The following is a 13,014-nucleotide window of genomic DNA, read 5'->3' as shown; positions in this document are numbered from 1 at the left end:
GCGCCCTTCAAAAATAGTGCGTGCCGGTTGATTAGGAGACAACACAGTCAAACGCCTGGGTTGACCCCTACGCATAGTAATGCCCTGCTCTAGCCGTATTTCGCAGAGCAGGACATTTGTTCACTTCAACGAGCTGTCGGACTAGCCGCCGAGCGCCTTGATCATGGTGCTGCCCAGGGACGCGGGGCTGTCGGCGATATGGATGCCGGCTTCGCGCATCGCCTCGGTCTTGGCGGCGGCGGTGTCCTTGCCGCCGGAGATGACGGCGCCGGCATGGCCCATACGGCGTCCCGGCGGGGCGGTGGCGCCTGCGATGAAGCCCACCACCGGCTTCTTGGTGCCGCTGGCCTTGATGAACTCGGCCGCCACGACTTCGCTCTCGCCACCGATTTCGCCGATCATGACGATTGCCTGGGTCTCGTCATCTTCCAGGAACATCGCAATGACGTCCTTGAAGTCGAGACCTTTCACCGGATCGCCGCCGATGCCGACGCAAGTGCTCTGGCCAAGGCCGGCCGCGGTCGTCTGGGCCACGGCCTCATAGGTCAGCGTGCCCGAGCGGCTGACGATGCCGATCTTGCCACGGCGATGGATATGGCCGGGCATGATGCCGATCTTGCAGGCATCCGGGGTGATGACGCCGGGACAGTTGGGCCCGACGAGGATCGACTTGCTGTCGATCAGCGCGCGCCGCACCTTCACCATGTCCAGCACCGGAATGCCTTCAGTGATGCAGACGATCAGCGGGATCTCGGCATCGATCGCTTCCAGGATCGAGTCCGCCGCGAAGGGCGGCGGCACGTAGATCGCGCTCGCAGTGGCGCCGGTCTTCTCCCGCGCTTCGCGCACGGTGTCGAAGACGGGCAGGTCGATATGGACCGAGCCGCCCTTGCCGGGTGTCACGCCGCCGACGACCTTGGTGCCGTAGGCGATCGCCTGTTCCGAGTGGAAGGTGCCCTGGGCGCCGGTGAAGCCCTGGGTGATAACGCGGGTATTGCTATCGACGAGGATGGCCATGTTATGCGGCTTCCTTAACGGCGCGGACGACCTTTTCGGCAGCATCCGCAAGGTTGTCGGCCGCGATGATCGGCAGGCCGGACTTCGCCATGATTTCCTTGCCGAGAGCGACATTCGTGCCCTCGAGGCGGACCACGAGCGGGACGGTGAGGGAGACTTCGCGGGCCGCCGCGATCACGCCTTCGGCGATGACGTCGCAGCGCATGATGCCGCCGAAGATGTTCACCAGAATCCCCTCCACGTTCGGATCGGAGAGGATGATCTTGAAGGCCGCGGTAACCCGTTCCTTCGTGGCGCCGCCGCCGACATCAAGGAAGTTGGCAGGCTCGCCGCCATAGAGCTTGATGATGTCCATCGTCGCCATGGCAAGGCCGGCGCCGTTCACCATGCAGCCGATGGTGCCGTCGAGCGCGACATAGGAGAGGCTGTATTTGTTCGCTTCAAGTTCCTTGGGGTCTTCCTCGGCCTCGTCGCGCAGCTCTTCCAGCTCGGGATGACGGAACAGTGCGTTGTCGTCGAAGCTCACCTTGGCGTCGAGCGCCACGACCTCGCCCGCCTTGGTGACGACGAGCGGGTTGATTTCGACGATCGCGCAATCGAGTTCGACGAAAGCTTTGTACATCGCCAGCACAAATTTCGTGAACGAGCCGACCTGCTTGCCGGCAAGGCCGAGGCCGAACGCAAGGCCGCGGGCATGGAAGGGAGAGATGCCGGTCGCCGGGTCGATGGCCACCCGCAGGATTTTCTCAGGCGCGTGCTCGGCGACCTCCTCGATCTCCATCCCGCCTTCGGTCGAGGCCATGATGAGGATGCGCGAGGTGGCGCGGTCAACGAGCAGGGAGAGATACAGCTCGCGGGCGATATCGCAGCCGGCTTCGACATAGATGCGATGGACGGTCTTGCCGGCGGGACCGGTCTGCTTGGTGATCAGCGTATGGCCGAGCATCGCGTCGGCCGCCTGGCGGACTTCCTCATGCGATTTGGCGAGGCGGACGCCGCCCTTGCCCTGCGGGTCATCGGAAAAGCGGCCCGCACCGCGGCCACCGGCATGGATCTGTGACTTGACGACAAAGATCGGCCCAGGAAGCTTTTCTGCAGCCGCGACCGCCTCATCAGGGGTCCAGGCCACGTAACCATCGAGCACGGCCACGCCTGCGGCCTTAAGAAGCTCTTTGGCCTGATATTCATGGATGTTCATGAGGGTCAGCCCACCAGTTGCTTGGATACTGCGATCAAGGAACGCACGGCGCCGGCGCGGCTTATAAGGCCTGGCCGCGCCGTCCCGTTCGGCTTGATGTCAACGGCACGCGCCACACCGCTTCCCCAAACTGGGGCAAGCCGGGTGGCGCACGCGTTAATTCGGAGAGAAGAGAGCCGATTTGCCGCCAGGGTCCGGCGGCGGTCATCAGAAAGACGCCCCGCTGATCCGGGTGCCGCGCATGTCTCACCTCGTTGGGCGCACATGCCGGCGGCAGGCTGGTCAGTCTTGGTCCGGGCCATAAAGGTCCTTCCACGGAGGTTCGGGAGGCGGACGGGATGGTTGGGCCAAACCCGCCGGATAGGGGCCTGGGCAGAATTGAATTGGCTTTCTGCTATCGTAGTTGTTGCAGTGCGACAAGCTGGCCGTAAGCGCATTGGTTGGAACATTTGCTGCGGGTCTGCACTGTCAAGATTGCGGGACTGTCATTGTCCGATCAGAAACCAGACACGAAAGAGCGCCGTTTGCAGAGTGCTATTGCGATGGAAGCCTGAAAGGCTCAAGGCGCGCAGGCGCGCCAGCCGGCCACCGTTTCTACTTTGAGTAATGATTTCAAGTTGCTGACGCACTTGGGGGGTAAAGCTGCCGCTTTCTCTTTGCAGTGCTTCTACATTTTTCCAAAATACTTGCATAAATGCAGATGGGCCGCGCCGGATGGCGGCGAGGGCGCGGCGCGGTGCCGAGGTGGGCGCGCCGACGACATTGGCATCATGCTGTCGATAAAGAATGACACCGCGATCATCGCGCAGCACCCGGCCGCCGGACGCTGTGACCATCAGATAGCACCACCAGTCATGCCAGCAGTCCCGCGGCGGCGCGGTCGGCGCCACCAGCGCCATCGCGGCGCCGTTGAGGATGACAGTGTTCCCGGTCGCGATATTCTGCGTCAGGCTGGACGGAAAGGCAGCAGGCCCGGCGAGCGGCGCAGAGAGGCCGATGCGGCGCAGATTGCCGTCCACCAGCACCTGCCGCGCGCAATAGAGCGCAGGCTCCGCCGCCGGCACCGCTGCGAGCGCTGCCAAACCCCAGGCAAGCTTGTCGGGCAGCCAGACGTCGTCCTGATCGGCGAAGGCGGCGGCCGTGAAGCCTGCGGCCTGTCCCGCGACCAGCAAGGCCATGAAACTGCCCGTGACGCCCTGGTTGCCCGCAGGCTCGACGACTTCCGCAAACCGATCAGGATGCGCCGCACCCCAGTCCCGCATCAGGCCTGGCGTCTCGTCCCGCGATCCGTCGTCGCGCCACAGCAGAACCCAGTTCGGGTGCGTTTGGGCCAAAAAACCGTCAAGCAGCGCGGGCAGGAAGGCCGCGCCATTATAGGTCGATAGCAGGATCGCGACGCGCGTCCGATCCCCGGCGGTCGACATGGCGGCGCTCAGCCCTGCGGGCCCAGGAGTTTGTCCACGGTCCGGGCCAGGCTCGCGCGCCAGTCCGGCAGACGAATCCCGAAGACCTGGGCAAGCCTGGCATTGTCTAGCCGGGAATCAGCCGGTCGCTGCGCCGGCGTCGGCCAGTCGGCGGTGGTGATAGGCTCGACCTCGGGGAAAGGGCCGTTATGGCGCTGGGCTTCCTCGAAGGTCGCGACGGCCAGACCATGCCAGGTCGTCTCGCCCGATCCAGTGGCATGGAAGATGCCGGCGAATTCCGGCTGCCAGCCGCGGGACCGGATGACGGCGATGATGTCCAGAATGGCGGTCGCGAGATCGGCCGCCGCCGTCGGGCTGCCCTTTTGGTCGGCAACGACGCGCAGCTTCGGCAGTTTCGCGCCGGCGGCGAGCATCGTTTTCACGAAATTCTTGCCGGTATCGGCATAGACCCAGGCCGTGCGCAGGATCACCACTTGGCCGCCGGCGGCCAATACCCGCGTCTCTCCGTCGCGCTTGGTGCGGCCATAGGCGCCTGTCGGATTGGTCGGGTCGGTTTCCTGGTAGGGCGCGCCCTTGGCGCCATCGAAGACGTAATCCGTGGAAATATGGATGAAGGGAACGCCCGCAGCGGCGGACAGCTCAGCGAGCAGGCCAGGGCCGTCACGATTGGCGCGTTCGGCGCCCGCTTCATCGGCTTCAGCCGCGTCCACCGCCGTATAGGCGGCAGCATTGACGACGATGGACCAGGGCCGGCTGGCGAAGACCGCGCGGATGGTTTCAGGCTGGTCGAAGTCGAAGTCGGGGCGCCCGACGACCACGGCTTCGATATCCCGGCCTGGGGCCAGGCGTTTCAGCGCCTGCGCCACTTGGCCTTGGCCGCCGGTGACAAGGATGGGACCGATGGTCATGGCGCTTTCCTCGGATCAGGCCGGATAGGTGAAGAGCGTGCCGGCATCGCGCAGCATCGGCAGCAGGCGGTCCTTGTCGGACAGTACGACCTCATCCGGGCTCACCGGCCAGGGTAGAGCGAGATCAGGGTCATTCCAGATGATTCCGGCCTCGCTCGCCTTATCGTAGTCGCCCGTCACCTTGTAGACGACCTCGGTATTGGGCTCGAGCGTGCAGAAACCATGCACGAAGCCCCCCGGAATCCACAGCTGCTGCCAGTTCTCGGCCGAAAGCTCGGCCGCCACCCATTTGCCGAAAGTGGGCGAGCCGACGCGCGCATCGACCGCGACATCCCAGATCGCTCCGCGCACGCAGCGCACCAGCTTGCCCTGAATGAAGGGGGCAAGCTGGCAATGCAGGCCGCGAATGACGCCCTTCTGGACCGAAAGGCTGTGATTGTCCTGCACGAACTGGCCGTCGATACCGGTTGCCGCAAGCAGCTTCTTCGCGTTGAAGGTCTCTGAAAAGAAACCCCGCGCATCGCCGAATTTCGGCGGTGTGATGAGCAGCACCTCGGGGATGGCGAGCTTTTCGACCTGCATGGATGGCTCCGTATTCTCAGCAGAAGTCTGTAGGCCGGTTTGAACATCCGCGAGGACGAGCGAGAGGCGATGAAGGCGCCGCCCGGCGTGGCGTGTGAGAACCGGAGCGGAGCGGCCGTGAAAGGCCTGGAGCACCGGAAGTGCAAAACGTCGCGTCGGATCGCTGTCCTAGTAGCATGTGCGGAGCGGCCTTAGACGTGGCCGTCGGCGACTTCGTTCAGGAAACGGCCAAGCTCGGTCTTGCCCAGAAGCTTGGCCTGGGCGCGCAGCTGGGTGGCATCGATGAAGCCGCGGCGGAAGGCGACTTCCTCGGGGGAGCCGACGAGCATGCCCTGGCGGGACTGGATAGTCTGCACGAAGGTCGCGGCCTGCATCAGGCTGTCGGTCGTGCCGGCATCAAGCCAGGCGGCGCCGCGGCCCAGACGCTCGACATGCAGCGTGCCTTCCTCGAGATAAAACTTATTGAGGTCGGTGATCTCCAGCTCGCCGCGCGGCGAAGGCTGGATCGCCTCGGCAAACTGCGTCACGCGCTTGTCGTAGAAATAAAGCCCCGTCACCGCCCAGTTGGACTGCGGCGTCGTCGGCTTTTCGACGATTTCCAGCGCATGGCCAGCTTCGTCGAAGCTCACCACGCCGTAACGCTCGGGATCACGTACCTGATAGGCGAAGACGGTGGCACCCTCGGGCCGGGCGGCGGCGGCGCGCAGGAGGACGGAGAGATGCTCGCCATGAATGATATTGTCGCCCAGCGCCAGCGCGCAGGCGTCGCCCGCCAGCCATTCCTTGGCGATCAGGAAGGCCTGGGCGATGCCATCTGGATTCGGCTGTTCGGCATAGGTGAACTGGATGCCGAAGCGCGAACCGTCACCCAGCAGACGCTTGAACTGCGGCAGGTCGGCGGGGGTCGAGATCAGCATGATCTCCCGGATGCCGGCCAGCATCAGCGTCGTCAGCGGGTAATAGACCATCGGCTTGTCATAGACAGGCAGTAGCTGCTTCGAGGCCGCGAGGGTCATGGGATGCAGCCGCGTGCCGGAGCCGCCCGCGAGCAGGATGCCTTTCATGGTCTATCTCATTCTTCCGTAAAGGTTGTCAGTCAGTCTGCGCGATGATGCGGAACGGGCGGCGGTGTCAGGCCGCCGTGCCCAGCCGCTGGCCCTGATACTTGCCGGCGCGGATCTTTTCCCACCAGGCCCGATTGTTCAGATACCAGTCGATCGTCTTGACCAGGCCCTGCTCGAAATTATGCGCGGCGGTCCAGCCGATGGCGGCTTCGGCGCGAGAGGGGTCAATTTCGTAGCGGAAATCATGGCCCGGCCGGTCGGTGACGAACTGGATGAGGCGCGCGCGGGGGCCGGCGGGATCAGGAATGCGGCGATCCAGCTCGGCGCAGATCGCATGCACCACTTCCAGATTGGTGCGCGGCTGGCGGGCGCCGATGCAATAGGTCTCACCCGGCTCGCCTTGGATCAGCACCTTCACCAGCGCCACAGCATGGTCTTCCACGAACAGCCAGTCGCGCTTGTTGGAGCCATCGCCATAGACCGGCAGGGTCTTGCCTTCGAGCGCATTGAGAATGACCAGCGGAATCAGCTTCTCGGGGAAATGCCAGATGCCATAATTGTTCGTCGTATTGGAGACGAAGGCCGGCAGGCCGTAGGTGTGGTACCAGGACCGCACGAGGTGGTCGGACGCTGCCTTGGAGGCGGAATAGGGGCTCCGCGGATCGTAGGGCGTGGTTTCGCTGAAGGGCGGGTCATTCTCCTCCAGCGCGCCAAAGACCTCGTCGGTCGAGACGTGGTGGAAGCGGAAATTGTCGCGCTTCTCGCCGGTGAGCGTGCCGTAATAGCCGCGCACGGCTTCCAGCAGCGTGAAGGTGCCTATTATATTGGTGCGCATGAAATCGCCCGGCCCGTCGATCGAACGGTCGACATGGCTTTCCGCCGCGAGATGCATCACCGCATCGGGCTGATGGGTCGCGAACACATCCCGCATGGCGGCGGCGTCCGCAATATCGGCGCGGACCAGCACATGGCGCGGATCGGTCAGGGCTTCTTCCAGCGCGTCTTCCGACGCGGCATAGGTCATGGCATCGACATTGATCACGGAGTGATCGGTATCGCGGATCAGGTGGCGAACCACCGCCGAACCGATAAAGCCACAGCCACCCGTAACAAGCAGACGCATCGCGATCTCACCCTAAAACTTCAGCAAGGCTTTTGAACTGGCATGTTTGCGGCAGTGCGGCAAGCGTTTACCGGACTCGGCGATGACCGTAAGGCGCTGACCATAAGGTCAGGTCTGCAAGCTTGGTATCAGGCCTGTGCGGGAGGATTTCTGCCGTCGCAGGGCTCCTTCGCCTGGAATGATGAGCCGGGACGGCCTGGATTGATTGACAGCGCGGGCGCGCCTCCTTATGCACCAGCCCCAGGACGACAGGGCCGGGAGACCGGCCTTGTTCTTTTTTAGAAACTCCATCCCGGGCCGCTTGCGGTTCCGGCTTGCCAAGATCGGGCCTAAACAATGAAGGTGCGTAACTCCCTCCGTTCCGCGAAGACCCGCGACAAGAATTGCCGCGTTGTCCGCCGCCGTGGTCGCGTCTACGTGATCAACAAGAAGAACCCGCGCATGAAGGCCCGCCAGGGCTAATCTGCGGGCCGCTGCATCTGCGCGGCCTGGCTTCTGAATAAGAAAAGGGCGGATGGTGCATCACCATCCGCCCTTTTCGCGTTTCCCGAAGAGGCGTCACCCGCGGGACGAGCCCGCGGGTGACGCCTCTTCGCCTTTACCCCTCGAAGGGGTCCTTCATCAGGATGGTGTCGTCGCGCTCCGGGCTGGTGGAGAGCAGGGTCACCGGACATTCCACCAGCTCTTCGATTCGGCGGACATATTTGATCGCCTGGGCCGGCAGATCGGCATAGGAACGGGCGCCGCGGGTCGAATCCTGCCAGCCTTCCAGCACCTCATAGATCGGACGGGCTGCGGCCTGCGCGCCCATCGCCGCCGGTAAGTGTCGCACTACCTTGCCATCAATCTCGTAGCCCGTGCAGACCTTCAGCTCGGCAAATCCGTCCAGCACGTCGAGCTTGGTCAGAGCCAGACCCTGAATGCCGCCGACCTTTACCGCCTGCCGCACCATGGCGGCGTCGAACCAGCCGCAGCGGCGCGGCCGGCCCGTCACAGTGCCGAATTCATGCCCACGCTCGCCCAGAAGCCTGCCGGTCTCGTCGAAAAGCTCGGTCGGGAAGGGACCCGAGCCGACGCGGGTCGTATAGGCCTTGGCAATGCCGAGCACCGTGCCGACGACGGAGGGACCGACACCCGAGCCCGAAGCCGCCGTCGCCGCAACGGTGTTGCTGCTGGTCACGAAAGGATAGGTGCCGTGATCGACATCCAGCATCACGGCCTGGGCGCCCTCGAACAATATGCGCTTGCCGGCGCGGCGGGCGTCATCCAGCAATTCCCAGACCGGTTCGGCGAAGGGCAGCAGCAGGGGGGCCAGTTCCAGCAGCCGGTCGAGCAGCGCCTGCTTCTCAAAAGGCGCCGCACCCAGGCCGATGAGCAGGGTGTTGTGATGCAGCAGCAGCTCATCCAGCTTGGCCGACAGCGTCTCGGGCTCGGCCAGATCGCAAAGCCGGATGGCGCGGCGGGCGACCTTGTCCTCATAGGCCGGGCCGATGCCGCGGCCGGTGGTGCCGATCTTGTGCTCGCCGCGCGCGGCCTCGCGCGCACGGTCCAGTGCGCCATGCAGGGGCAGGATCAGCGGCGCGTTCTCCGCGATGCGCAGCGTCTCGGGCGTGATCGTCAGCCCCTGAGCTTGCAGCCGCGCCATCTCGGTCAGCAGTGCCTCGGGGTCCACCACGACGCCATTGCCGATAATGCCGAGCTTGCCGCGCACAAGGCCGCTCGGCAGCAGCGACAGCTTGTAGGTCTCATTGCCCACCACCAGCGTATGGCCGGCATTATGGCCGCCCTGGAAACGCACGACGATATCGGCGCGGCTGGCAAGCCAGTCGACCACTTTGCCTTTGCCCTCATCGCCCCATTGGGCGCCGATGATCGCGACATTCGCCATAAGCGGGTACTCCAGACTTCTTCTTATAAGTTCAGGAAAGAGGTTCTGCCGCGCCATCTTTGAGCAGATGGGTGCAGAGAAGGCGGCGGGCCTCGGCGGTGACGTTTTCCGGCTCCCCGCCCAAGCCCGCGATGGTCGCAAAGCCCTCGGCCCGGAAGCGGGCGGAAAGGAGAGGATCGGTGTCGGCCGGCACATAGAGGCGCGGCCGCAAGGCGGGTGCGCGGGCCGCTTCCAGAATGGCATCGGGGAATAGCGTCAGCCCGGTGGCGGGCTCACGCTCGCCGCTGATGTAACGGCCGCCGCGGCCCAGCTCCTGCTGATGGCCGAGCGCATAGACGGTAACGCAGGGACCGGTATGATAGCGAAACCCACGGAATTCCAGCGGGTCGACGGTCAGACGCAAGGCCGGCGCGCGCGCGCGGATGGCGTCCACGACGGCCGCCAGCCGATCGGCCAGCGCTCGTGCCTCGGGTGGCAGGTCAACCTCCCGCAGTGCCGCAAGCGCCGGGCTCGCCGGGCCTGCGGCCAGCAATAGCCGTGTCAGGGTGGTCGCCATGCGGCCGCCGAGTGCGGTGACGGCCGCCGCATCCTTGCGGTCCAGCGCATGGGCCAGCGCCGCACGGCGCTCGGGCGGCAGCCCGGCGCGATCCAACAGCATTGCCGCCATGGTCGGCATGGTGAGGTCAAAACTGACCTCGGTGAGGCCGAGCACGGCCAGCGCTTCCGCGCCGGCCAGGACGATCTCGGCATCCGCGTCCACCGCGTCTGAGCCGATCAGCTCGATCCCCGCCTGGCTGACCTGACGGTCGGGCGCCAATTGGGTGCCACGCACGCGCAGGCACAGCTCGGCATAGGACAGGCGTAGCGGGCGCGGCGCCTGGGCCAGACGGGTATTGGCGATGCGGGCAACCTGGGGGGTGGTATCGGCGCGCAGCCCCAGCATGCGCTGGCTGTCCGGGTCCATGAGACGGAAGGTTTGTTCAGAGACCGCGGCGCCCGATCCGGCCAGCAGATTATGCTCGAACTCCACCAAGGGAGGACGGACACGCTGGTAGCCATGGGACGCGAAGCATTCCATCATCGCTTCGATGGAGCGCGCCTCGATTTCGGCGGCGGGCGGCAGCAGGTCGCGCAGACCGGCCGGAAGCAGCGCTGGGTTGGGCAACAGGTCGTCGGTCACGATGCGTCTCTTTCAGGTCGCATCAGCCGCGCGCCCGTCGTGATCAAGGTCCGCCTTGGTCAGGGTGGGGGTGATGCCGCAGCGCTATAGCATCCTGAGCCGCGATGACAAAACGGCGACGATATAATAATCCGTTTACGAAACGAAATTCCTGTGCTCAAGCTTTTGGCATGCTCTTCGGCACGCCGCTTTTCCTGCTCGGCTTCCTGCCGCTGGCCCTGGGCTGCTTTGCCCTGGCCGCGCGGATCTGGGGCGGAAACGCCGCTCTGGGCGTGCTTCTGTGTGCCAGCTTCGTCTTCTGTGGATATGATAATAAAGCAGATTGTCTGCTGCTTGCGGCATCGATCCTGGGCAATTGGTGGATCGCACCGAAGGTCGCACAGCGGTCCTGGTTCGTCGCGGGAATCGCCGCCAACCTCGGCTTGCTCGGCCTGTTCAAATATGGCGGCCTGATCGCCCGTAGCCTCGATCTGCCGGCACCACCTCTGGTACTGCCCCTCGGGATCAGTTTCTTTACGTTTCAGCAGCTTATGGTGCTGCGCGCAGCCCGCAATACAAGGCCGGAGCGCGGCTTAAGCGGGTTTCTGAGCTACGCCAATTGCATTGCCTTTTTCGCCCATCTGCTGGCCGGTCCGCTGGTGCGCCCGTCTGAGATCATACCGCAGATCGAAGCCTCTCCGCGGACGGCGCTGCGCGCGCAGGATGCGGCCGAAGGCTTGATGCGCATCTTCCTCGGCCTCTCGAAAAAGCTGGTCCTGGCGGATAGTTTTGCCCCGCTGGCGAACCAGGGTTTTGCCGCCGCCGACCATGGCATGGTGCTGACGCTGGTCGAGGCCTGGGTTGCTTTGCTCGCCTTCGGCCTGCAGATCTATTTCGATTTCTCGGGCTATTCCGATATCGCCATCGGCCTCGCCCGGCTGTTCGGCATCCGCTTTCCCGAAAACTTCGATAGCCCCTACAAGGCACTGACAATACAGGATTTCTGGCGGCGCTGGAATATGACGCTGAGCCGCTTTTTGCGCGACTTCGTGTATATCCCGCTGGGCGGCAACCGTCACGGCGCGCCGCGGCGCCTGGCCAATCTCATGCTGACCATGCTGCTCGGCGGGCTGTGGCATGGGGCGGCCTGGCGCTTTCTGCTCTGGGGCGGGCTGCACGGGCTTTATCTCGTCCTCCATCAGCTTTGGGATCGTGCGGCGCCGGCCTGGGCGCGACTGCCGCGGTTTTTGGCCCACGGCATGACGCTGGTCCTCGTGCTGCTCGCCTGGGTGCCCTTCCGTGCGCCCGATATGGCGGCGACCGTCGCCATGCTGCGCGGTTTGATCGGCCTGAATGGTGTCGCGCTGCCTGCGCCTTTGATCGCACTGGTTCCGGCACTGGGCCGCATCGTGGGCGCCGCGCCGGTACTGCCGGGCCTCGGCGATGCGCGCACGCTGAGCCTGCCGGAGGCCGCGGCGCTGCTCGCGTTCGGCTGGTTCATCGTATTGGCTTTGCCCAATCTGAGTCAGGCCTCGGCGCGACTGCGGGCGGCGGGCCTGCTTGCGAGCGGCGGCTTGATGATCCAGGCGCTGTTCTTCGCCGGTATCGCGGAGCCCTTTCTCTATTTCCGGTTCTGACGGCCGATGCGGCCGCTGCTGCGCCTCGCAGCCCTGCTGCTGGCCTCCATCCTGCTCTACGGCGCGGGTTTCGCCTGGCTGCTCGATCGGCCGCTCAGCCTCGGCACGCTGCGTGACACGCTATCCCGCAAGATCGCGATGGCCGCCGCCAAGCCGCCGCCACGGCTGATCATCCTGGCCGGATCGAACGCGCTCTTTTCCCATTCCTGTGCCGTCATGGGGCCGATGCTGGATATGGCCTGCATCAATGGCGGCGTCGCGGTGGGCCTTGGGCTCGACTACCAGTTCGCCCTCTGGAAACCGGTGCTGCGGCCAGGCGACACGCTCTACATGCCGATGGAACTGGAGCAATATTCCCGCCGCCGCGGCGCGGCGCGGCTGGGGCCGGATGCGGCGCTGATGCTGCAGCGGGACCGCGGTCTTCTGCGCGCGCCCGACGCCGGGCGGATCTTGCCGGCCCTCTTCTCCGGCACATTGCCCGATGCGGTCGCGGCCGTGGTTGAGCAGGCGGCCGTCGCCCTTCGCCCGGCCCTCGCCAGACCCGCCTTCGCAGACATGAATGCGATGGGTGACGGGCTCGGTCACAGCCTCGTCAAAGCGCAGGCAAATCGGGCCTTTCTGGCGAACCTGCACCGCGCCGACCCGCCGCTGGCTGCGATCCGTGACGGCTACGGCACGCAGGAAATCCAAAACTTCCTCGGCTGGGCGCGCGGGCATGGGATCAGGGTCGTCGGCGGCTTCCCGACCGAGTTTGCAGACAGGCCGCCGGACCCGTCGCTGGGCCCGACCCTGGCTGGCATCTATGCCAGCGGCGGCGGGCAATTTCTCGCTTTGCCGGGCGAAGGCCGCTACAGCCGGGCCGATTTCTTCGATGCCCAGGATCATCTGGTGACGGAGTGCCAGATGCGGCATTCCATTCGTCTCGCCCGGGCGCTCGCCCCCTTGCTGGGACGGCCCCTGCGCCCGCCGCCCGCGCGCGCGATGCTGCTTGCTGCGAACTGCCCCTGACTTCCG

Annotated in this window: 12 protein-coding genes; 3 read left to right on the top strand and 9 right to left on the bottom strand. The window is 65.1% G+C overall.

Features of this window, described 5'->3' with window-relative positions; genetic code table 11:
• Positions 1–141: 141 nt before the first annotated feature.
• The 7 genes from sucD to rfbB form a co-directional block, all read right to left on the bottom strand.
• Positions 142–1,017, bottom strand: coding sequence for a succinate--CoA ligase subunit alpha (gene sucD, locus AC3G7M_RS15895; RefSeq protein ID WP_489213102.1), 876 nt, complete (start codon positions 1,015–1,017; stop codon positions 142–144).
• Between the two features lies 1 nt (position 1,018).
• On the bottom strand, positions 1,019–2,215 hold the full coding sequence (sucC, locus tag AC3G7M_RS15890; RefSeq protein WP_489213101.1) for an ADP-forming succinate--CoA ligase subunit beta: 1,197 nt from the start codon (positions 2,213–2,215) through the stop codon (positions 1,019–1,021).
• A 485-nt stretch (positions 2,216–2,700) separates the two neighbouring features.
• The gene (locus AC3G7M_RS15885) at positions 2,701–3,639 is read right to left on the bottom strand and encodes a glycosyltransferase (RefSeq protein ID WP_489213100.1); all 939 of its coding nucleotides are present in this window, start codon (positions 3,637–3,639) and stop codon (positions 2,701–2,703) included.
• Between the two features lie 8 nt (positions 3,640–3,647).
• Complete coding sequence (rfbD, locus tag AC3G7M_RS15880; protein ID WP_489213099.1) at positions 3,648–4,547, bottom strand: dTDP-4-dehydrorhamnose reductase; 900 nt, start codon at positions 4,545–4,547, stop codon at positions 3,648–3,650.
• A gap of 15 nt (positions 4,548–4,562) precedes the next feature.
• Positions 4,563–5,129 carry a dTDP-4-dehydrorhamnose 3,5-epimerase gene (gene rfbC, locus AC3G7M_RS15875; RefSeq protein WP_489213098.1) on the bottom strand — a complete coding sequence of 189 codons (567 nt, stop codon included), beginning with the start codon at positions 5,127–5,129 and terminating at the stop codon, positions 4,563–4,565.
• A gap of 191 nt (positions 5,130–5,320) precedes the next feature.
• Positions 5,321–6,193, bottom strand: a complete 873-nt coding sequence (rfbA, locus tag AC3G7M_RS15870) for a glucose-1-phosphate thymidylyltransferase RfbA (RefSeq protein WP_489213097.1) — start codon at positions 6,191–6,193, stop codon at positions 5,321–5,323.
• A 67-nt stretch (positions 6,194–6,260) separates the two neighbouring features.
• On the bottom strand, positions 6,261–7,316 hold the full coding sequence (gene rfbB, locus AC3G7M_RS15865; RefSeq protein WP_489213096.1) for a dTDP-glucose 4,6-dehydratase: 1,056 nt from the start codon (positions 7,314–7,316) through the stop codon (positions 6,261–6,263).
• 336 nt (positions 7,317–7,652) lie between these two features.
• On the opposite strand from rfbB, the gene ykgO reads away from it, so the two are divergent.
• Positions 7,653–7,778, top strand: coding sequence for a type B 50S ribosomal protein L36 (gene ykgO / locus AC3G7M_RS15860; protein ID WP_227306753.1), 126 nt, complete (start codon positions 7,653–7,655; stop codon positions 7,776–7,778).
• A 136-nt stretch (positions 7,779–7,914) separates the two neighbouring features.
• On the opposite strand, the gene AC3G7M_RS15855 is transcribed toward ykgO, so the two are convergent.
• Together AC3G7M_RS15855 and AC3G7M_RS15850 are read right to left on the bottom strand one after the other, a co-directional pair.
• On the bottom strand, positions 7,915–9,204 hold the full coding sequence (locus tag AC3G7M_RS15855) for an adenylosuccinate synthase (protein WP_489213095.1): 1,290 nt from the start codon (positions 9,202–9,204) through the stop codon (positions 7,915–7,917).
• A 31-nt stretch (positions 9,205–9,235) separates the two neighbouring features.
• A complete protein-coding gene (locus tag AC3G7M_RS15850) occupies positions 9,236–10,384 on the bottom strand; it encodes an ATP phosphoribosyltransferase regulatory subunit (protein WP_489213094.1) in 1,149 nt (382 codons plus the stop codon).
• A 170-nt stretch (positions 10,385–10,554) separates the two neighbouring features.
• Between AC3G7M_RS15850 and AC3G7M_RS15845 the strand changes: the two genes are divergently transcribed.
• Both AC3G7M_RS15845 and AC3G7M_RS15840 read left to right on the top strand, forming a co-directional pair.
• Positions 10,555–12,000, top strand: a complete 1,446-nt coding sequence (locus AC3G7M_RS15845; RefSeq protein ID WP_489213093.1) for an MBOAT family O-acyltransferase — start codon at positions 10,555–10,557, stop codon at positions 11,998–12,000.
• 6 nt (positions 12,001–12,006) lie between these two features.
• Positions 12,007–13,008: a hypothetical protein gene (locus AC3G7M_RS15840; RefSeq protein WP_489213092.1), complete on the top strand. Its 1,002-nt coding sequence runs from the start codon at positions 12,007–12,009 to the stop codon at positions 13,006–13,008.
• Positions 13,009–13,014: the final 6 nt, after the last annotated feature.

This window comes from Acidisoma sibiricum, from assembly GCF_057837225.1.
This window is presented reverse-complemented; position numbering and strand designations above follow the sequence as displayed.